Source organism: Brevibacillus sp. NRRL NRS-603, from assembly GCF_003013445.1.
GTDB classification, from domain to species: Bacteria; Bacillota; Bacilli; order Brevibacillales; family Brevibacillaceae; genus Brevibacillus; species Brevibacillus formosus.
The window spans coordinates 110404-131696 of sequence record NZ_PXZN01000013.1 but is presented as its reverse complement, the minus strand read 5'-3'; the positions used below and the strand labels follow the sequence as shown (position 1 = coordinate 131696).

Below are 21293 nucleotides of genomic sequence, written 5' to 3'. Positions count from 1 at the left end.
AGGAAAAAAACATGACACCTGAACAAATGCGTGCACTGTACCAACAGCGTCAACAACGCCCCGTCCAACCTGCCCAGCGTCGAATGCCGCCATCACCTTTGCCAAAATCCGGTCCGGTTCACAGAGTTCAACCGTCCGTCCAGACTAAAACGAGTGGAGGATGCTGCGGCAGGCGTTGGCAGGGCTAATCTTTTAGAGACCCCCTTTTCCATGACCCGTGCAGTCTGGGATGAGATCATCCGAGATTCCCTAGAGAAGAAGCCAAATGAAACGTGTGGATTGCTTTCCGGTAGAAATGGGAGTGCACAAACAGTTTGGCGAATGGAAAATACATTGAAAAGCCCGGTGGCTTTCGCTATGGACCCCAAGCAAATTCAACACGTTTTCCACAAAATGGCGTTGCGCGGGGAGCATTTGGTCGGGATCTATCACTCCCACCCTACAGCCCCCCCCATTCCGTCACCTGAAGATATTGCTTTCTGTCATTACCCTGAGGCCGCGTATCTCATCGTTTCACTCGCTTCTCCCCAACCAGTCCTCGGCTGTTTTCGAATCGAGGGGTCTTTTGCTCGAGTCTATCCTTATACAGTCCGTAACTAATTGTCAAATTCACTCAAAACAAAAGAACAGTGGGAATTTACTCCCGCTGTTCTTTCTGTTTTGAAAGATCCCCATGCTCCAATTGACTGGTTAGTAGCCATTCCCTTTTCTCCCAGCTGACAAAATCATCTTCCCACTTTATCTGGAAACGGTCCTCCTCAATATGAATGACCACTCCCTTTGCGCCATCCTTTACGTATACGACCAGATCGCCTACTTGTATCACCGCTCATCGCCGCCCATTACCCGAGTCTGAAGATGATTCCGTGTCCACCCTTCGGATACACCCATTTGATATTTTCATACGGGCAACCAATGCGGCAGCTCCCACACTCGTGACACCCTTCGTAACCGACGTGCATCCGCACTTCTTCCCATTTGTATACTTCCGCAGGACAAAAGATTGTACAGAGCTTATCAGGACATTGCGTCGCACAAACATCTGCGGAGAGCACATGCAGATGTGACTCCGTATCCGCTTTGAAACGCACGAGATACTGTTTCTCCTCGATTGACTGGCCCTTCGGTAGATCCTGCATCACTTCATCACCCTCCACGCATTCATCAAATCACGCGCCATTTTCCATTTGTCCTTCGCAGAGCCGAGGTCGCTCCATATTTTCTTTTGCTTGCTCCATTTCGAGCTTCCATCAACCGTGAACATCTGACTCGCCGCTTTGTTCATCATCGGAATATACTTTTCGAAATACTGCGGGAATTTTTCAAAGTGATGCGTGGCGTCCTTGTACTTTTTCAGATCTTGACCGACAAAGCTGTTCAACAGATTGATTCGGTATCCGTCGAGCATTTTTTCGGAATAGTCCCCTGCTTCTTTTGCTTCCAGGATCGTTTCCGCCGCCATGACACCAGATGCCATTGCCATATTCGATCCCTCTCGATGAATCGCATTGACGAGCTGAGCAGCATCTCCTACGACAAGTACACCATTGCCGACAATTTTGGGAATGGAACGATATCCCCCCTCGGGAATCAGATGCGCCAAATATTCCTGCTGCTCACAGCCTTGGATATACGGCCGAATCATCGGGTGATTCTTGACATAGTCCAACAACTCATACGGCTTGATCTTATTTTTGATCAGACCCGAGAGCATCGTCCCTACCCCAATGTTCAAGCTGTCCTTATTCGTATACAACCACGCCGTCCCTAAAATCCCTTTGGTCGAATCCCCGAAAATTTCAATCGTACAACCGTGATCGCCCTCTAGATTAAAGCGATCCTCGATTATTTTGCGATCCAGCTTCAGTACTTCCATGACAGCGAGCGCTACTTCATCTGGGCGAAACTCTTTGTGGAAACCTAGCGATTTGGCCAGCAAGGAGTTGACGCCGTCTGCCAGAACGACAACATCGGCATATAGATCTCCATCCGGTCGATCTGTTTTCACACCGACTACTTTGCCATTTTCAACAATGCACTCCAAAGCGACGGTCTCATTGAGTAAAAGTGCTCCCTGCTGCACGGCTTTATCTGCAAACCATTGGTCAAATTTCGCCCGGAGCACCGTGAAATTGTTATAGGGTTCCTGGGCCCACTCCATGCCTTTATAGCTGAAATTGATGGCTGATTCCTGATCAAGCATCATGAACCTCTGCTCGACGATCGGCCGTTCAACAGGCGCCTCCTTGTAAAATTCAGGAATGATGTCTTCCATCGTTTTGCGATACAAAACACCTCCCATAACGTTTTTGGAACCCGGATATTCCCCGCGTTCCATCAACAGAACATTTACACCCGCTTTGGCAAGCGTATAAGCACAAGCTGTTCCAGCCGGACCTGCTCCGACAATGATTACATCAAATTTCTCAGCCATACGTTACCTCCTTGTCCGGCTCCTTTTGGAATGCTTCAATGAGCAATGGCACAATTTCAAAGGCATCACCGACAATACCGTAGTGACAAGACTGGAAGATGAGTGCATTCGGATCTTTATTAATGGCAATGATCAATCCTGAGTTGCGCATGCCGACCAAATGCTGGATAGCTCCCGATATGCCGATGGCAAAATAGATTTTGGGCGTGACCGTCACTCCCGTCTGTCCGACCTGATGTTCATGACCGATCCAGCCTGCTTCCACCGCATCTCTGCTGGCCCCGACGGTTGCCCCGATCCGTTCTGCGAAGCGATGAATAAGCGCAAAGCCTTCCTTGCTTCCGAGTCCCTTGCCGCCAGCGACGATCACATCCGCCTCATCCAGCCGCACCTTTTCCTTCGTCTCTCGGACGATTTTCAGCACTTTTGTGCGAATGTCTTCTTCACGCAGCTCCATGCTTTCTTCTATGATCTCTCCTGTTCGGGACTCGTCTGGCTCAAGTGCTTTCATGACTTTTGGCCGAACGGTCGCCATTTGCGGTCGATGTTTTTTGCACAAAATGGTCGCCATGATGTTACCACCAAACGCTGGACGGCTCGCCTCCAACAACCCTGTCTCCGCGTTCACATCGAGCATGGTCGTATCGGCGGTCAGCCCTGTCTCCAAGTCCGTTGCAACAGCGCTAGCCAAATCTTTTCCCGTTGAAGTCGCCCCGTACAAGATAATTTCCGGCTTGTGCTTTTGGACACATTCGATGACAGCTCGCATGTAGGACTCGGTTCGGTAATCATGAAAAATCTTGTGATCGTATACATACACTTGGTCCGCACCATATGGAAACGCCGTACGGGCCAAGTCCTTGACTCCATCTCCGATTAACAAGCCAGCAAGCGGCACGTCTCGCTTGTCAGCCATTTGTCTCCCCGCCCCCAGCAGCTCGAGTGATACAGGGGCGATACGACCTTCACTCACCTCTAAAAACACCCAGATGCCACGAAAATCATCCAGACTCATATCTGCTCCTCCTTCACCCGAAACAGTCGCTGTTTATCGTGCAATATTTCCATCAAGCGTGCGATTTGCTCGCTGGCGCTTCCTTCGAGCATTTCGCCACCCTTTGGTTTCTCTGGGGGCCAAACTTTTGCAACGATGGTAGGAGAGCCCTTCAGACCTAACTGTGTCCGATCGATATCCCCCAAGTCATCGACGGACCAGACAACAGGATTATATCTAGCAGCTCGAAGCATGTTGGGCAACGGAGAATAAGGGACCTCGTTAATCTCCTTCTCCACAGAAAACAAACAAGGCAAGGTCGACTGAATGACTTCATAACCATCCTCCAGCTTTCGATGCACGATGGCGTAACCTTGTTCTTTGTTTATCTCCACTACTTTTTTCACACATGTAAGCGGCGGAATATCCAACCGTCTGGCCACTCCCGGTCCGACTTGTCCCGTATCACCGTCGATGGTCATCTTCCCGCAAATGACGAGGTCGACTGGCTGGCTTTCTGCAATCTTCTCAATGGCTTTGGTAATTGCATAGCTGGTCGCCAATGTGTCTGCTCCGGCAAATGCACGATCCGTTACCAGATAGCCTGCGTCGGCTCCGATCTCGATGCACTTCCGAATGGCCTTCACCGCTGGCGGCGGTCCCATTGTGACGACGGAGACCACACCCCCATATCGATTTTTCAAACGAACGGCTTCCTCCACCGCATGTGCATCATACGGGTTGAGAATGGCTGGCGCACTGGCGCGATCCATCGTATTCGTCTTCGGATTCATCTTGATGATTTTGGTGTCCGGCACCTGCTTAATGCAAGCGACAATATGCAGCATGATTGATCCCCCCTTGCTGCCGGGCGCGATTCCTATGCCTGTACAAAAGGTTGCCTTTCTTACGCGCAATCAGATCAGGCAGCTTGTCGTTCATTGTTATAGCCTATTTCGATGCAGTCGAGCTTAGACCAGTAATCATAGAAACGCAAAAGACGCCAAACATCAGCTTGGCGCTGTGTGGCGTCTTTTGGCTTATTCATTAATGTTTGTCAATGGAGAACTCAACCGAGGCATCCGTGAACTTTTTGTCTACCTTTTTCAGCTTGATTTGCAAACCGATTTGCGGCAGAATTTTTCCGACTTCCGGTACTTCCGGCATCGAGTAATCATCACTGTCGTCAAACTCCTTAACGCCTTTCAACGGATCGTATTGCATCGTTCCATAGATGTAATCCAGATCCATACCGGATGTTTGGTTCGGGCTAAACGCAGCATCGTTCACCTGATAGCGAGAGTCTGCGATTGCGCTTTTGTTACCCTCATCATTGTTCCAGTAACGTACCTCTTGATGGGCATCTACTACACCTAGCAAGCCGTAGCCTGGGTGCTGGCTCGTATTGTTGTCACGTGTTCTTTCGTAGCGACCATCGAAGTACCAGATCACCATACCTGGATCATACGTGAAGAAGGAGTCATTGCGGCGGAAGTACTTCAGTCCAGCGTCAATTCCTTCGTGAGAGCGCAGCTCAACCAAGTAGTACGCATCGTACAATTTGCCTTTTCCATCGAAGTGGATGAAGCCATCCAATTTGAACTTCTTCTCACCCTCTGCATCATCCGCGAAGATGACTTGTCCATCTGCCTCTACTTCAAAGTTATCAAGATAGAAGCCGTCCAATACGTAAGCGACGTCCGTCACATAGTTAAACTCGACTTGAACTTTTTTGCCGACAAACTCATTCAGGCTGATTTCTTCTTTGTCCCAGCCATTTGTTACATCATCGAATGTTTGTACTTCTTTTTTCTCACCTGTATCTGCATCGATCACATTAACGTACAGGTAGTCATAGCCTTCCTCAATGCTTCTCCACGAATCGAATCTCATCGTTGCGGAGCTGACCCCTGTCAAATCGATCACATCGGAAGTCATTTTGGTGTTAAGTTTGTTGCCTTCATCCGAGAAGTATGCGTAACCACCATCTTTTGGCTCAACCGGCGGTTTCTTTTCAACTTTCGGCATATTCAGCTTGATGACTTTTCCGTTTTTCTCGGTGCTGCTCGCATCAATGAGCGGAACCGTTTTCTTTCGTTTTTCTACATCTTTGTAGTCCAGAACAGTCGGAGAAATCCAGTTGCCGCCAAACATTTGTTGCAGAACCATTTTGGACCAAGGATCAAGGCCTGTAGGTTCGGTTTGGAATACTTTACCTGTATGACTGCCGGACGACATGAGGGACCAAGCGCCTACTGGCGAATCTTTTCCGGCTCTTGTCGTGTCATACAAGTCTGGCAAACCGAGATTGTGTCCGTATTCGTGAGTGAATACGCCTGGTGCGCCATCTTCAGGCTGGATCATGTAATCAAACGCTTTGAGGCTTGTGCCTGGAATATCCACTGGTTTTTTTAAGGTCCAACGGTGAGACCAGATCGCATCTGGATCTTCCCCTGTCTCTTCTCCGATCCCTGCATGAACGAGCATGAGGTTGTCCAGATTGCCATCCGGCTCCATCAGGTCTCCATCACCATCGATATCATACGGATCGCGCTGATCGTACAATTCCTCTTTCCCAGCAATAGATTCCCCAACCGCCGCCAAGGTCTCGATTACCAGATCGCGCGGATTGGAATCATCACCAGTTTTAGAGTTTTCTCCATAATACTTGTAGCCATTCTCTGCCATTTGCCATGGTGTTACCACACCATCAACGGTCCACGTTCTTCCCGATTGCAGATAGAAGTATTTCGCCATCGTTGTCATGCCGATTCCTTCAGGAGTTTCGTACCCCTTCTGATCAAACAGCATTTCTTTGTAATGCTTCTCGTTGAAGTCTTCCGTCCAAAGCGAGTCACTCACTTTTGGTAGCTGGTTATGCTCCCTGTCGGGGAACTCGACAAGAGCAACAACGATGTTATCCGTATGTAGTCGTTTGGAAGCGCGCAATTCATCGCCGTCCTCCATCTCAGCTACTTTCTGCACAGCCTCAGCCAATACTGCCTGCTGTCCTCTGCTCGCTTCCTTACCGTAAGAAGAAGATTCATCAATGCCGTGCGGGACTTTTTTGTCTTCCAAATACTCGAGCAACGCCTCGTCAATCTCTTCCTGATCGGCGTCTTCATCAATGATTCCTTGCTCCATTAACCCTTTAATCAGTCTCTCCAGGTTAACAGTGGACAAATCTACATGCAGATCATGCTTGTCCTCTTTTGGTTTGGCCAAACCCGTTGCAGGTGCAGCCACGAAAGTACTGAGCACGAGTGAGGAGGAAAATAAAACGGATAAGAGCTTTTTGCTTTTCTTCACTGCGGTTCACCCTCTTTTTCTATCTATTTGTGATGCATCGGAAAAATTAAACCCCCAATTCCGACTATTCTTAATTATTACGTGATACGTAATCTTTGCCAAATTTTTTCCTTCGACAAAAAAACCTTCACGTTCAAAAGAAATTGCTCAATAAGGCTATCGACCTACTTGGAACAAGTGCCGAATTTTCGGCTAATCATTTATACAATGGGTCTCGATTGGATATATGCTTGGTGTGTCTACTGCCTAAAGACCTACAGAAAGTTTGGTGAATTTTGTCGAAAAAACTCGATACATTTCGATAAAATATTCCTTTCTCCCTTCCTCTTTCTTGCAAACCAACTCGATTATCGGTACGATCGAATAAAAATGCTCGTGTTTTCCATGGAGGATTTTGATGCTGCAAACATTTGGTTTTTCTCTGTATGAGAGTAAAGTTTATGAAGCGTTGGCGTCTAGCGGCGAGCCTCTCGATGCGGCAATGGTCGTGAAGCAATCGGGAGTGCCAAAAGCCAAAATTTATGAGGTGTTGAATCGTCTCGTAGAAAAGGGGATGGTCCTTGACACCATATCGGAAAAGAAAAAGCGGTATACAGCCCTTCCCCTGGACAGCCTGGTAGAAAAGCTGACCCGCCAATTTCAAACGGACGTCAAAAAATTGACCAGCTCCCTTTCTCATAAAACCGTACGCGATGACCGAGTCTGGAGCCTGAAGGTTGACGAATCGATCCGCGCGGAATGCAAACAATTGATCCAACGAGCGACTCGGTCTATTCGTATCTCCGCCTGGTCCGATGATTTTTTAGAATATGTACCCCTATTGGAGACGAAAGAAAAGGAAGGCGTAGAGATCGAAGCATTGGTGATCGGGCAGATTAACACCAAGCTTTCCTGTGTTCATTCCTTTATCCCTGTGCAAGAGCACCAAGGCTTGGAGCGCTATCAGTTAATCGTAGTGGACCAAGATGAAATGATTTTTGCTGGCGAGGAGGACACAGGCTGGCATGCGATCAAGACACGCGGTCAACCGTTCGTCAAATTTTTTGCCGATTCTTTTTACCATGATGTCGCACTGACAAAAATCACCCAAAAATATGTAGATCAACTGTTTGACGATGAAGAAATCCGCAAGATGATCATCCGCCTCCGATACTGAGAATCCCTGAGACTTTGGCTTTTGGCCAGAGTCTTTTCTATTTGTTTGGAGAAATTTCTAGTTGCACAAGACCAAAAAGGTTACTATTATGGTAGTAACCTTTTTACTTGAGAGGAGTTATTGTTTTGAATCCACGTGTCTTCATCTTAGCGATTGCTACCTTTGTTGTAGGTACGGTGGAATTGATTATCGGTGGTACGCTCGATCTGATTGCTCGTGATCTTCAGGTATCGATTAGCGCCGCCGGACAATTAATCACCATTTTCTCGCTTGCCTTTGCTGTTGCCGCTCCTCTGCTCCTGCATGTTACGAGGCGTGTCGAGCGCAAAAAGCTATACTTGTATGCATTAGCAGCCTTTTTCCTGAGTAATGTGCTCGCGGCACTTAGTCCGAGTTACGCTGTATTAATGACAGCGCGCATCTTGAGCGCAGCAAGCAGTTCCGTCCTAATTGTGCTGTCCATTACCATTGCAACGAGTCTTGTGGAACCTGCTTACCGTGGACGCGCCATTGGCGTTATTTTCATGGGGATTAGCGGTTCGCTCGTACTCGGCGTCCCTGTTGGACTGGCTCTGGGGAATTCCTTCGGATGGCGTGCCCCGTTTTGGCTGATTGCGGCTCTGAGTATCGTTGCGATGATTTTTATCCTCATGTTTTTGCCAAAAGTTCAAACTGCACCGCCGATTCCGCTGCGTGATCAAATAGCTACCCTCCGCAGCGGCAAGCTATTCAGCGCCTTGTTTATCGTTTTGTTAATGCTGACAGGTCATTTGACGCTGTATGCATACTTTACCCCTTATTTGCAAACGACGATGAATGTAGACGGAACGGCACTGAGCTGGATTTATCTCTTGTTCGGAATTGCCGCCGTTGCAGGCGGAGGTATTGGCGGTTGGATTTCTGACAAGTGGGGAGCAACCAAGAGCATTCTGTTCATCATTCCAGTGTTCGGCTTGATCATGTGTGTCTTGCCGTTTTTTACAGGCTCGCTTTATTTGTTCTTGCCGATCATGGTCATCTGGAGTGCGCTTAGCTGGGCTATCTCGCCAGCACAACAAAACTATTTGATCTCCTGCTCACCTGCTACCGCCGACATTCAGTTAAGCTTGAATACTTCTGCCCAGCATTTAGGCATCGCCCTTGGCTCTCTGGCTGGCGGTCTCGTAGTCGAGCGATCATCGGTCATCTATACGCCATGGATTGGAGCCGTGTTCGTCCTGATTTCATTCGGATTTGCCTTTTACTCGATCTCACGTCCGTTTCAAGCACAGGAAAGCCAAGCAGCGCAGCCTGCGCCAGGATACCATGCATAGCGACTCGCAAAAGCAAAAAGCCGTCAACTATTTGACGGCTTTTTCTTATCATCCTAGAATCGTTTTCGTTACGAGCCTACTTCACTGGCAACCGGACGGTAAACCTCGTGATTCCCCGCTCGGACCAAACCTCAATTTTCCCCTTGTACTTGTGAACAACTGAATCTACGATCGTCAGACCCGTTCCGCGCCCACCACATTTTCTCTCTGTTTTCGTTGTATAGCCATTCTCGAAAATACGTGCACGTTGTTCTGGCGTTATTTCCGGCCCTGTATTTTCAACTCGGAAAATAACGTGCTCTTCATCACAGCAAAAATAAATGCTGACTCGTTTTTCCCCATCCGCTAACTCAGCCGCTTCAATCGCATTATCAATAAGATTCGATAAAATTTTGATCAGATCAATGGAAGGAATGCTATCGATTGGATCAGAGCATTCTTCAAATTGCATCACGATTTGTTTGGATTTAGCCTGCTCCCATTTGGTGTGAAGCAATACCATTAAGGCAGGATTCGCAAACCTCACGGTGAGGTCCAACAGCTTGGTTTCTTTCAGCAACGACTGCACATAATCTCGTGCTTTTGGATAATATCCGCATTCGATCAAACCGTAGAGCACTTGCATGTGATTGACGAAATCATGGCGAATGGAGCGCATCGAGCAAATGACTGAGCGCAATTCATCCTGATAGGTTTCTTCCGTCTCGCCAACGGCTGCCTTGATGGCGCGTTGATACCAGCGTTCCATGCAAAGAACCAGAAAGATCAGCACAACGACAAACAAACCTTGAATCGCAAAAACAGGAATGCTGCTACGAACGACATCATTTCCAATGTCCTCGATAATGGCTACGTCCGTATCTACTCCGATGACTCCGATGATTTTTCCTTCTCTATCTCTAAGCGGCGCGCCCGCAGACATGTAGACCCCGTAATCTGGATCTCTGATAATCTCTGAGTAGTACGCTGATGATCCTTTGTAAATCATTTCAATGTGCTCAGGAGATAGAACAATAGGAATACCGATATCAAAATTTTGCTGCGCATTGGGAGGCCTTGCGACGATCATCGCGCGACCACTTTGCCTGTCTTCATTGATTTGAATCGTGTATAAATACAGCAGACCGAACTGCTCACGCGCTTGATTCAATTGCTGTTCGATTCGTTTATAGGCGGCGGTCTCTTTTACCGGATTTCGTAAAAACTCCTGATACGCGTCAACATCCAGACTGTCTGCTACTACAGAAGCAGCTTTCATGCTTTGATTCGCAATGGAGAGTCGGACGGATTGAATCGTATTGAAATAGGAAATCGCGATGCTTACACAAGTCAAGATCAAAACAAGGATGCTAGAAACGAGCATAATGATTAGAACTCTAAGATTTTTTGGGTGTGGACTCGTCATAATCTCCTCAATCCATCTGTTCAAAAAGTCGTCTTTTGATTACGCAGTTGTACTAAAAACACGACTTTTTGAACATGTCTCTCTAATATTCTAGAGATTTCTACTGGAAATGTCTACATAATATGAATTCAGCTTCATTATACTTCTCGAAATCATACATTGAATTATGATTCCGAATATTTTTATAATAAAGCGAATACGAAATACCAATCTCTTTCCCTAGGAAAAAGGAGTGGGTTCGATGGAAGAAAAACTGTTTGCCCGGCTACAGGAGATTTATCCAGAGCTTGTTACATTCAGACGTGATTTGCATATGTATCCCGAGCTTTCCTTTCAGGAGGAAAACACAGCGAAGAAAGTAGCAGACAAGCTGGCTTCTTTTGGCATAGAAGTACAAACCGGTGTCGGCGGCATGGGTGTTGTCGGTCTCTTGAGGGGTGGAAAGCCAGGAAAAACAGTTGCGTTGCGCGCTGACTTCGATGCCTTGCCCATTCAAGATGAAAAAGAAGTACCGTATAAGTCTCGCATTCCAGGCGTCATGCACGCGTGCGGTCACGATATACATACCTCTGGGCTTTTGGGAGTCGCACAAGTGTTGAGCGAATTCCGCGATGAGCTCCCAGGAAATGTGGTATTCCTGCATCAGTTCGCAGAAGAACTGCCACCTGGTGGCGCCAAAGCCATGGTGGAGGCGGGGTGCCTCGAAGGGGTCGATGTCGTATATGGCGCGCATGTTGCCTCCGAGCTTCCCGTAGGCACTGTCGGGATTGGTCATGGCTACGTTACGGCAGCAGCAGACAGCTTTGAAATCGTCTTGTACGGAAAAGGCGGACACGGTGCTTATCCTCATACCTCCGTTGATCCAATCGTATTGGGCAGTCAGGTTGTCATGAATTTGCAGCAGATTGCCAGCCGTCAGGTAGATCCGCTGAAACAAGTCGTTCTGTCTGTTTGCTCCTTCGTTGGCGGGGGAGAAGCGTTCAACGTCATTCCTGATCAAGTAAGGCTCAAGGGGACGGTCCGCACGTATGACGAGGACGTGAGGGTGGCGGTCGAGCAATCTCTGAAGCGTATCGTGGAAGCCAGCTGCCAGGCAGTCGGCGCTACTTGCGAAATCATGTACCAACGCGGCTACCCAGCTACTTGGAACGATGAGACAGAGACTCCGCTATTTGTAGCGGAAGCCCAACGTATTTTTGGTGAGGAACGCGTATTGAACATCCCACCTGGCATGGGCGGAGAGGATTTTGCTTACTTTGCCCAAGAGCGCCCCGCTACCTTCTTCATGGTCGGTGGACGAAACCCGGAGATTCAGGCGACGTATCCGCATCATCATCCCAAATTCGATGTCGATGAGCGCTCGATGATTCAAACCGGTCAGTTATTCATTGCAGCGTTGCTTGCCTATCAGGCACGTCATCAATAAGCAGGAAAAGTTGAAAGGCAAGGGCCCCATGCTCCTTGCCTTTTTTCTGCCGCCGTATTCACACCTCATGCCCGACAATCCAGTCCAGTCTTCTGCTCTGAATACGGGCAGGGATCGTTTTGAGCAGGAAATGACGAGCCGCGATGGCGAGCGGATTTTCCCATTGGGTGACTGCCCCCATCAAGCGGGAGCCTTGCACAATCGCATTCGCCCGCTTTTTCCGTTTCTCTTCATATATGCGCAAAGCGTGAGCGGAGTCCGTGTCATTATCTGCCAAGCATCTGGCCAGCACGAGTGCGTCTTCCATTCCCTGACCCGCCCCTTGCCCCAGATTCGGCAGCATCGGATGCGCCGCATCGCCTACTAATGTAACCCGGCCCTCACTCCATTTCCTGAGTGGTGCACGGTCGTAAATATCATGCCGCAAGATGGCTGCATCCTCTGTCGCCTCAATCACTGCACGTACTGGTTCATACCAGCCGTCCAGTCGACACAACGTCTCTCGCTTCCGCCCCATCGGTCCGTCGTTTTCTCCCTCAGGTGCATTGATGGCGGCAAACCAATGTATTCGATTGTTGCCGATATGAGAAAACCCGAAACGAATTCCCTTACCCCATGCTTCAAAGCCTCCCCCTGATTCCAGTGGATAACGAGGGTCTTGGTAAGTAGCAATTCCGCGAATCGCCGTATACCCGGAGTATCTCATCGACTCTTCTCCGAACAAGCTCTTTCGTACACGGGAGTGAATCCCGTCCGCTCCGATCAGAATCGTCCCATGTGCACTTGACCCATCTGCAAAAGCGGCATAAACCCTTTCCTTTTCTTGAGAAAAAGAAATGAACTGCTTGCCTAAAACCAATTCATGCGTCGAGATTTTTGCCAAAAGTGCCTGCTGTAGATCAGCCCGATGAATCAAGTAGCTGTCAGCCCCGTACCGTTCTGCTTGTTCCGCGACAGGCAGCTCAACCAACAAATTTCCCTTCCAGTCGCGAATCCGTGCTGAACGGACAGCTGCCCCAAGCTCGCGTACTTCCTGTCCAACTCCCAGCTTATCCAATGCCTTCATGGCATTGGCAGCCAACACGATTCCAGCGCCGATGCCTTTATGCTCCTGTGCCTGCTCATAAAGCGTCACTTGCCAGCCCTTTTGCTTCAAGGCAAGCGCTGATGCAAGCCCGCTCAAGCCTGCGCCAATGATCAGCGCGTGTTTTTCGTTGCTCATCGCCTTTTCTCCTAATTAGAAAAGATTCATACTCAAATACCGCTCCCCGGTGTCAGGCGCAATGCAAACGACCCGCTTCCCCACTCCCAGCCTTTTGGCAATCGTGATGGCAGCAAAGACCGAAGCACCCGATGAAGGTCCGACGAGAATCCCTTCCAACGCCGCAAGCTGCCGCATGCTTTCCAGGGCGTCTTCGTCTGCGATTTGTATGATTTCATTATAAATGCTTGTGTTGAGGATTTGTGGAACAAAACCAGGGCTCGTGCCGACCAGTTTATGTGGACCAGGCTTTCCGCCAGACAGAACCGGGGAGCCTTTTGGTTCGACGACAGCGATATACAGCTCCGGGAGCTTTTCCCGCAAGGCTTCACCTGTACCGGTAATCGTTCCGCCCGTCCCAGCTGTGGCAACAAATGCATCCAGTCGACCATTCGTTTGCGCAAAAATTTCCTCAGCTGTCGTCGTTCGATGGATGTCCGGGTTCGCCTGATTCTCGAATTGCTGAGGAATAAAGCTGCGCGGAATCTCTTTTTGCAGTTCCTGCGCTTTGGCAATCGCCCCAGGCATCCTCAGCTCGCTCGGTGTCAAGACAACCTCTGCCCCATATGCTTTCAATATATTGATTCGTTCCTTCGACATATTGTCAGGCATAACCAAAATCGCGCGGTAGCCTTTTGCAGCGGCATTCATCGCCAAGCCGATTCCGGTATTGCCGCTCGTCGGCTCTATGATCGTATCCCCCGGTTGAATCAGTCCCGCTTGCTCCGCCGTCAAAATCAGATTGTAGGCAGCGCGGTCCTTCACACTCCCGGACGGATTGAATTTCTCCAGCTTCACAAAAACTTCTGCTGCTCCTTCAGGAACCATGCGCCTCAGTCGAACAATCGGCGTATTTCCAATCAATTCGGTAATGTTCTGGTAGACGCTCATCGTACTCCTCCTGGAAAATATGCCTTAATAAAGTTATCCCTCAGTAATACTATAAGAATAATACAATTTTTCCGACCTGAAAACGATAAGGGTGCTCCAATGGAAAAAAGCTCTCGAATGAGAGCCCTGTTCCTGTCTAAAAACCATACTTTGCTTTTGTCTGATTCAGTACATTTACCGCTTGTTGATACAGGCCGTTCGCGGTTTCTTTCACTTTTGCTTGTCCGCTTTTGTCTACCGAGCCTTGGCGCTGCTTCGCCTGCGCGATGGAATCAGTCGCCGTCTTAATGGCCGCATTGATTGCTTTTTCCCGTTTCTCGGCATCCGGTACGCTCGCTTTGATTTCCGCCCAAATCGTTTGGATATCCTTCATGTCGGTCTCCATGATGGCGATCATTTCCTGCATGTTTTTGTTTTTATCCTGGATCGAGCCATCCATGGTGTTCATCCCATCGACCAACACCTTCATACTGCCCAGCGTTCCTTGCATAACCTCGAATTCCATCTTGCTCAAGCCTGGCTGCGTCGAATAGGTACGAATCTCTTCCAACAGTCTTTGCAGCTCCGCTATTTGATCGTTTGAAAACTGCGCTTCATCCGTAAATTGCAGCTCGTCCAAATACTTTGCCGTTTCAATCAAATCAGCCTCCAGCTTACCTGTCTGTTTTACTTTATTCGCGAAATCGACACGTGCTTTTTCTTTGGCTTGTTGTTCTGCTGCTGCTTTCTTTTTTACTTCCGCTTCCTCGTTGATGCGCTTGGTTAGAATGGCCAATTTGCTTTCGTACGCGCTTTTATTTGTGGCAACAAGACTCGTCTGTCCTTTACTTTCCTCCATAAGCAGCCCGTCAAATTGGAGCTCGTCACCCTTTATTGTACCGATGATATCCTGGCCAGTTGCCGGATTTTTGAGGGTCAGCTGCCCCCCATCCAGCGTTCCCTCTAGCAAGATCGACTCGGTTTTTAGAAAAGGGATACTGTCTTCCGTTTCAACAATGGAATCTGTTATTTTTACGTTTACTTTCTCGTTATTTACTGTGACACTCGTGTATAGCATGCGTGTATCGTCTTCGTACAAATACCCTTCCGCCAGTGTCACAGGACCAAAGAAACGATAGCCTGCGTAACCCAACAATGCGACGATGACCAGAGCCATGACGATCATGATGCTTTTGTTTTTTCCTTTCATGCTGCGACCCCTTTACCCACAAATTCTATTACGTTTGAACTGTTTTCCCTGCCAAAACGTGCCATAGTTTTATGATACATGAATCGCGGTGGAAAACCCTATGAGTCTAAAGGCCAAAAGAAGTCTAAATATACGTATTACCAAAATCGTGGCTAAAATCAAGTGTTTGGTTTTCTTCGATTGTGATCGTAGCGACCTCATATTTGTTAGTCATTAAACTCATCAATATAAATTCATCCCACATTCTTATGTACGGTTTCAATTTAGTTATTGGATATCCATCCACAGGAAGGTCAGTGTTACGATTGGTTTTTGCTGATGCGACTAAGATGTGATATTCTCCGACCGGCAAGTTACCAATCTCATAATTTCCATATCCATTCGCTTTTACAACATATAATCCAGAGTTTTTTGGAGCTAAACCCGCTGCAAATACAACCTCCTCTTCATCGGTAATCGTATTTTTATCAAAATCTGTGCGTATAAGGTAAATCCTTGCATTCACATCCGGCTTCGTCCCAACAAAATCATTATACTGCCACGTAATCGTCCCCTTGAGTGCTCCCTTTTGAGTAGGAAGTGCTGCTCCTGCATTACTATGTTGGCCTGGCGTATCGACAGGATAAGCCGCTGGCATCGCCACATCCGCTGCACCATTTCCCTCAGAGGAAACAGGTACAGCATTTAACTGCTGATTTGCGCCCGCTTCCTGACCTGTAGACACCGGATTTACGAGTGCAGGCTGATTCGTTTCCTTTTTCGCTACGGGTCTCGAACCTAGCAGATCATCAAGGTTTTTCCCAGATAAATAGAAAATAGCACCGCTAGCAATTCCAAGGATGATGGCAATTACCAATAAAAAAGTAAGGAGTTCTTTGAAAAATCCGGGCTTCTTCGCTGCTTTTGCTGTTTTGGCCTCTGCCATGGTACCCCTCCGTCTGTCTCTCTATGTGAAAATTTTTCCATCAATATTTTACCAATAGATAGAATCTAGGTCTAGGCTCCTATGACTCGTACTGCACAGGGAACAGAAAAAAGCCGATGTCTACCAAACATCGGCTTCTCGTACTATCATTCCGTTATACTTCAACCATTTCACGCTCGGACGGATAATACATGCCTGCTGCACCGAGCACACCTGCTTCGGCTCCAATTGTCGTCAGCTGGATGCTCGCTTGGTTTGCCATCCGAGAGATAGAGCGCTCGCGAATGACGTTCTTCGCTTCCGCAAGCAGCAGCTGTCCGTTCTTCATCACACCGCCACCAATGACGATCACCTGCGGATTGAACAGATGGATCAGGTTGGTCAGTCCGACCCCGAGATAATAACCAGCTTCCTTCATCAAGGTCACGCTGAGTAAGTCTCCTCGTACCGCTGCCTCTCCGACCTCTCTAGCCGTTATCCTGCTTAGGTCATTCCCATTTTCAACTAGCAACGAGCTTGTAACACCCTGTAGAAGCTGCTCCCTGGCCCTGCTTGCCAAAGCCAGCCCAGACGAGTAATTTTCCAGACAGCCTCTATTCCCGCACGCGCACAGCGGTCCTTCGGGATCAAGCGAAATGTGCCCGAACTCACCAGCACTATCGCCAATACCTGTAATCAGCCGTCCTCCACTAATAATGCCAGCACCAACTCCTGTACTGACCGTTACATAGATCAAGTCTCTCGTGCCTCGCGCACTTCCAAACGCCCATTCTGCTACTGCTGCTGCATTGGCATCATTGATCAATTGCACGGCTACACCAAACCGCTCCTGAAGCATCGCGCCGATCGGCACATCGCTCCAGTTTAGATTACTCGCAAAAATGACCATTTGGCGCTGCGTATCAATGATTCCCGCAGTTGCAATCCCGATCCCGCGAATGCGTGAAAGATTGATGCCGCTCTCGTCTAGGACAGTCTGCACCAAATCACCGATCCGGCAGATGACTGCCTGAGCTGCCTCTTCTGTTTGGGTCGCTGCGTTCGCCTGACTGAGGATGTTGCCATACTGGTCGACGATCGCGGCTATGATCTTCGTGCCACCCAGATCAATCCCGATGGCATATGGTTTGTCTTGATTCATCTTCCGTCACATCCTTGTTGTCCATTCACGTTTGAAAAATGGCGTCCAACGCTTGGGACGAATGGGCGATCAATTGCTCTGGAAATTGGCTGTAAGGCGAGATCTCTGGGATGATGTAGCCGTTGTACCCGATCTCACGCAATGCTTCCACCACACGGTTCCATGGGATATCCCCAGCGAGAAGCGGCACGAAGCCTGTGATGTTACCCGTTGTCGTCTTGAAATCTTTGACGTGAATAGCTTGAATTCTCTTGCCCAAAATGCGAATCCATTGCTCAGGAAAACCGAATTGCAACACGTTGCCTACATCAAAATAAGCACCTACCCAAGGACTGTCTACTTCATCGATCAAGCGGGCCATCTCCAGCGGACTGAGCAAAAATTTGTTCCATACGTTTTCTACCCCGATGTATACCTGGTGCTGCTCTGCCTTTTTCGCCAAGCGCTGCAATGCTTCACGGGCCCGCTCGTAGGCCATATCATACGACACCTCAGCCGTCACGAGTCCAGGAACGACGAGGACAGTCCGTGAGCCAAAAATGCTTGCCGCCTCTATCATTTTCTCGACGACACGGATGCCTTGCTCGCGGATCGCTTCCTCATTGTGTGTCAACGGATATTTCCATAAAAGGGCAGTAGAGACGCTTGGCAGCTCCAGACCGAGCTCACGAGCCTCGTCTGCCAGCCCCTTTAATTCCTGCTCTGTCATCTCTAGATGAAAGGGAGCATCTCCCTCGTCCAAATTCAGTTCTACCCCTTGATAGCCATGTGCACTCGCCTGGCGAAACATTTCTTGCACGCTCGTTTCCTTTGGGAAGCACCAAGCATTGATTCCCTTTTGAAAAGCCATGCGCCTCACTCCCCTTTTCCCGAAATTCTAACCGGCTTTCCTTCTTGTGCCGATTGATTCGCTGCCAACGTTACTTCTAGCGTCTTTCTCGCTGATTCATACGGCGACAGAATCAAGCTGCGATCCCCTGTCACAATCGCTGTGATAAACGCCCGATCTTGCTCCACGTACATATCCACCGTGCTCACTTTCGTACGTGTTCCCTGCTCATCCATGATCGCTAATTGCTTTCCGTCTATCATGACGCGGAAATCTTTGCCCAAGATTTCTACATTTGTACGGTGATCTGGCTGGATGAAGCACGTATCCAGATGTCCTAGCGCCCCTGACTGAAACACCATACTGATGGAAGTCACGTCTGGAATATCGATGCTGGGAATGTCACGTGAGACGAGCAAGGCCATCTGCGCATAGACCTTCTCGATATCTCCAGCCAAATATCGCATCATGTCCAGCGTATGTGTCGCCTGCTCGACAAGCTGTCCACCTGACTTGCCCATTTCCCTCCACCAAGGTGTCGTAACGAACTTAGTTAAATAATGACCGCGGACGAGTGCAATCGACTTGCCCTCCAAGTACGCTTTCGCTTCCTGCACGATATCGAGATAGCGCAGGCAATAGCCAGTCGCGGTGATAATCCCTGCTTTTTCAATCGCTTCTTGCTTTTCGCTCACTTTCTGTATGTCCAGCCCAATTGGCTTTTCCACAAACAGATGAATCCCTTTCGCCGCCGCCGTTTCCTCAATCTCTTCATGCGCAAAAGGTGGGACGCATACAAACAGAGCATCCAGCTTTTCTGACTCCACTAGCTCACGCCAAGAGGTGTAGCCATGCGCACCAATGCGCTCAGCAGTCTCTGCAGCCGCCTCTTGGTTCACGTCGCACACTGCAACGACCTTTACCCTTTTGTCCGCCACCAAGCCTTTCAGATGATGCTGCCCGATTCCACCTACGCCGATCATGCCTACACGTACACTCATGCGTCCTTCACCGTCCTAGCGTAATACGACTGGTTGCTTCTGTTCAGCGGATTGATAAGCGGCGAGTGCTACTTCCACAGCTCGCAAGCCGTCTTCACCTGTAATCGACGGTGCTTTCTTCTCACGCACGCTGGTGACGAAATCTTTGACCAATTGACTGTCCATGTCATCGCCCCAATTGACCCACTTCAAGCCTTTTTCATTGGAATACACATCCAGCTTTTGAGAAAAAGCGTCGAGCGAGATCGTTCCTTCTGTCCCGATAATTTCCATCGTCACGTCTCCCCAAGTTGGGAAGGCCTTGTTGCGAGACCAGCTGCAATCGAGTGTAGCAAATACCCCATTTTCAAATTCCATCGTCAAAATTCCGCAATCATCAATCGGCGTATCGGAAAACTTGCTGTCTATCTCCGCGTAAACCTCACGAACTTCAGAGTCCATGAACCAGCGCATCAAATCAACAACGTGAACCGTGTGATCGATCACTGCACCTCCGCCGGATTTTTCCGGATCGACGAACCAACCACCCGGATTTTGTCCACGGTTCGTACCCCGAATCGCCATGATACGTCCGACCTTGCCTTGCTCCACCAATTGCTTCGCTCGAACGACAGCCGGATGGAATCGCACTGGAAATGCCGTCTGCAAAATGACGCCTTGTTCGCGGCAAAAGTCAATCATCTTTTGAGCAGCTTCGGCTGTAGTCGCCAGCGGTTTTTCGCACAAGATGTGCTTGCCAGCCTTCGCTGCCGCTAACGTATGCTCTTGGTGCTTGGCGTTTTCCGATGTGACGATGACCGCATCAATATCCGTTGCGAGCAGCTCATGATAATCGGCGAAGAACGGAACACCAAACTTTTCAGCCGCCGCCTTTCCGCGCACTTCATCCTCGTCTGCTACCCCGACCAATTGAACCCCATCTAATTTCGCAACCGCATTTGCGTAGCTGTATGCATGCATGTGTGCAACACTGATGATTCCGAGTTTCATGTCCAGTCCCCTCCTACACCAAAGTTACGGGTTTGCCCGTTTCGATTGACACAAGCGCAGCACGAGCGATTTCTACCGCCTTCACGGCATCTTCTGCCGTCACGAGTGGCTCCAGATCACGGTCGATGCACTCGATGAAATGCTTCAGTTCTCTGAAATACGGGTTTTCACGCAACGGACTCTCCGGAACTGCGACTCCGCTCATGCCTGCTTGCTTCGAGCGATTAACTGCCACAAGCGGTTTTTCCTTTGAGCTGTCATAGGAAATGATGCCTTCCTTGCCTGCCAGCTCCATTTTCATCGCGAAGCCTTCATGTGCCCACGAGCCTTCTACATGTGCAATCATGCCGTTCTTGAAGCGAAGCGTGACCAGTGCGTAATCCATCCGGGCAAAACCTCGACCAAGCAAGCCTTTCGCGTACACACGCTCCACATCCCCGAAGCACCAACGCAAAAAGTCAAAATCGTGAATGATCATATCTAAAACAAGGCTGCCACTGTTCTTGTAGTCGGCGTACCAGTCGTTCCACGCTGTCGGGAAGATACCGCCACGGAATGTACGTGCCACACCAACGTTGCCAATCGCGCCGTCATTAACTAGCTGACGGGACTTTTCGTACTCTGGGAAAAATCGCAGGACGTGACCGACAAACAGCTTGACGTTTTTCTCCCGGCAATAATCAACGATAAAACGAGCTTCTTCCTTATCACGAGCCAACGGCTTTTCGCAAACGACATGCTTGCCTGCATCCGCAGCCTTTTTCACATAGGTTTTATGAAGATACGTAGGCAAACACACGTCTACGATGTCAACCTGCGCCAGTTTTTCTAGTGCCTCTTCATAGCTCTCAAACCATTCCGTTTTTGTCTCGGCTGCCAGCTCTTTTCCTCTCTCGCTGCGGATATCGACGATCCCAACCAGTTTGACACCTTCCATGGCAGCATACGATTTCGCGTGAACAGTCCCCATGGTTCCTGCTCCGATTACCAGAACATGATGCATAATGGTTTCACTCCTTTTTTCAAAAA

Annotated in this window: 21 protein-coding genes; 5 read left to right on the top strand and 16 right to left on the bottom strand. The window is 48.9% G+C overall.

Annotated features, from left to right (window positions below; genetic code table 11):
* The first annotated feature begins 11 nt into the window (after nt 1–11).
* Together C7R94_RS30620 and C7R94_RS12515 are read left to right on the top strand one after the other, a co-directional pair.
* Nucleotides 12–188 (top strand): hypothetical protein, encoded by a 177-nt coding sequence (locus C7R94_RS30620; protein WP_206767967.1) that lies wholly within the window; start codon nt 12–14, stop codon nt 186–188.
* A 22-nt stretch (nt 189–210) separates the two neighbouring features.
* Nucleotides 211–600 carry a M67 family metallopeptidase gene (locus C7R94_RS12515; protein ID WP_206767966.1) on the top strand — a complete coding sequence of 130 codons (390 nt, stop codon included), beginning with the start codon at nt 211–213 and terminating at the stop codon, nt 598–600.
* A gap of 37 nt (nt 601–637) precedes the next feature.
* Here the strand turns inward: C7R94_RS12515 and C7R94_RS12510 are convergent, their stop codons facing one another.
* The 6 genes from C7R94_RS12510 to C7R94_RS12485 all read right to left on the bottom strand — a co-directional run bounded on the left by C7R94_RS12510 (nt 638) and on the right by C7R94_RS12485 (nt 6737).
* A complete protein-coding gene (locus C7R94_RS12510) occupies nt 638–826 on the bottom strand; it encodes a hypothetical protein (protein ID WP_106781560.1) in 189 nt (62 codons plus the stop codon).
* A 16-nt stretch (nt 827–842) separates the two neighbouring features.
* Nucleotides 843–1139 carry a ferredoxin family protein gene (locus C7R94_RS12505; protein WP_007726971.1) on the bottom strand — a complete coding sequence of 99 codons (297 nt, stop codon included), beginning with the start codon at nt 1137–1139 and terminating at the stop codon, nt 843–845.
* Nucleotides 1139–2434, bottom strand: a complete 1296-nt coding sequence (locus tag C7R94_RS12500; RefSeq protein WP_106781558.1) for an FAD-dependent oxidoreductase — start codon at nt 2432–2434, stop codon at nt 1139–1141. Before C7R94_RS12500 ends, C7R94_RS12505 begins: the two co-directional genes overlap by 1 nt.
* Nucleotides 2427–3449 carry an electron transfer flavoprotein subunit alpha/FixB family protein gene (locus C7R94_RS12495; RefSeq protein ID WP_047071130.1) on the bottom strand — a complete coding sequence of 341 codons (1023 nt, stop codon included), beginning with the start codon at nt 3447–3449 and terminating at the stop codon, nt 2427–2429. The genes C7R94_RS12500 and C7R94_RS12495 overlap by 8 nt, the downstream gene beginning before the upstream one ends.
* Entirely contained in the window at nt 3446–4276 is an 831-nt protein-coding gene (locus C7R94_RS12490; RefSeq protein WP_047071129.1) for an electron transfer flavoprotein subunit beta/FixA family protein, read from the bottom strand. Before C7R94_RS12490 ends, C7R94_RS12495 begins: the two co-directional genes overlap by 4 nt.
* 199 nt (nt 4277–4475) lie before the next feature.
* A complete protein-coding gene (locus tag C7R94_RS12485; protein ID WP_106781556.1) occupies nt 4476–6737 on the bottom strand; it encodes an immune inhibitor A domain-containing protein in 2262 nt (753 codons plus the stop codon).
* A gap of 397 nt (nt 6738–7134) precedes the next feature.
* On the opposite strand from C7R94_RS12485, the gene C7R94_RS12480 reads away from it, so the two are divergent.
* Both C7R94_RS12480 and C7R94_RS12475 read left to right on the top strand, forming a co-directional pair.
* Nucleotides 7135–7893: a TrmB family transcriptional regulator gene (locus tag C7R94_RS12480; protein WP_106781554.1), complete on the top strand. Its 759-nt coding sequence runs from the start codon at nt 7135–7137 to the stop codon at nt 7891–7893.
* Between the two features lie 125 nt (nt 7894–8018).
* Entirely contained in the window at nt 8019–9206 is a 1188-nt protein-coding gene (locus C7R94_RS12475; RefSeq protein WP_106781552.1) for an MFS transporter, read from the top strand.
* 76 nt (nt 9207–9282) lie between these two features.
* Here C7R94_RS12475 and C7R94_RS12470 read toward each other — a convergent pair whose 3' ends face one another.
* Nucleotides 9283–10569 (bottom strand): ATP-binding protein, encoded by a 1287-nt coding sequence (locus C7R94_RS12470; protein WP_233220538.1) that lies wholly within the window; start codon nt 10567–10569, stop codon nt 9283–9285.
* Nucleotides 10570–10852: 283 nt separating this feature from the next.
* On the opposite strand from C7R94_RS12470, the gene C7R94_RS12465 reads away from it, so the two are divergent.
* A complete protein-coding gene (locus C7R94_RS12465; protein WP_106781547.1) occupies nt 10853–12037 on the top strand; it encodes an amidohydrolase in 1185 nt (394 codons plus the stop codon).
* 58 nt (nt 12038–12095) lie between these two features.
* Here the strand turns inward: C7R94_RS12465 and C7R94_RS12460 are convergent, their stop codons facing one another.
* The 9 genes from C7R94_RS12460 to C7R94_RS12420 all read right to left on the bottom strand — a co-directional run bounded on the left by C7R94_RS12460 (nt 12096) and on the right by C7R94_RS12420 (nt 21267).
* Nucleotides 12096–13259, bottom strand: a complete 1164-nt coding sequence (locus C7R94_RS12460) for an FAD-dependent monooxygenase (protein ID WP_106781545.1) — start codon at nt 13257–13259, stop codon at nt 12096–12098.
* 15 nt (nt 13260–13274) lie between these two features.
* Nucleotides 13275–14189: a cysteine synthase A gene (gene cysK / locus C7R94_RS12455; RefSeq protein WP_106781543.1), complete on the bottom strand. Its 915-nt coding sequence runs from the start codon at nt 14187–14189 to the stop codon at nt 13275–13277.
* A 136-nt stretch (nt 14190–14325) separates the two neighbouring features.
* Nucleotides 14326–15378 carry a hypothetical protein gene (locus C7R94_RS12450; protein ID WP_106781540.1) on the bottom strand — a complete coding sequence of 351 codons (1053 nt, stop codon included), beginning with the start codon at nt 15376–15378 and terminating at the stop codon, nt 14326–14328.
* A gap of 124 nt (nt 15379–15502) precedes the next feature.
* Nucleotides 15503–16303, bottom strand: a complete 801-nt coding sequence (locus tag C7R94_RS12445; RefSeq protein WP_106781538.1) for a hypothetical protein — start codon at nt 16301–16303, stop codon at nt 15503–15505.
* Between the two features lie 154 nt (nt 16304–16457).
* Nucleotides 16458–17444, bottom strand: a complete 987-nt coding sequence (locus tag C7R94_RS12440; protein ID WP_106781535.1) for an ROK family protein — start codon at nt 17442–17444, stop codon at nt 16458–16460.
* 25 nt (nt 17445–17469) lie between these two features.
* Nucleotides 17470–18294: a sugar phosphate isomerase/epimerase family protein gene (locus C7R94_RS12435; RefSeq protein WP_106781533.1), complete on the bottom strand. Its 825-nt coding sequence runs from the start codon at nt 18292–18294 to the stop codon at nt 17470–17472.
* Nucleotides 18295–18299: 5 nt separating this feature from the next.
* A complete protein-coding gene (locus C7R94_RS12430) occupies nt 18300–19274 on the bottom strand; it encodes a Gfo/Idh/MocA family protein (RefSeq protein ID WP_106781530.1) in 975 nt (324 codons plus the stop codon).
* A gap of 15 nt (nt 19275–19289) precedes the next feature.
* The gene (locus C7R94_RS12425; protein WP_106781528.1) at nt 19290–20264 is read right to left on the bottom strand and encodes a Gfo/Idh/MocA family protein; all 975 of its coding nucleotides are present in this window, start codon (nt 20262–20264) and stop codon (nt 19290–19292) included.
* A gap of 13 nt (nt 20265–20277) precedes the next feature.
* Nucleotides 20278–21267, bottom strand: coding sequence for a Gfo/Idh/MocA family protein (locus C7R94_RS12420; RefSeq protein WP_106781525.1), 990 nt, complete (start codon nt 21265–21267; stop codon nt 20278–20280).
* Nucleotides 21268–21293 lie beyond the last annotated feature (26 nt).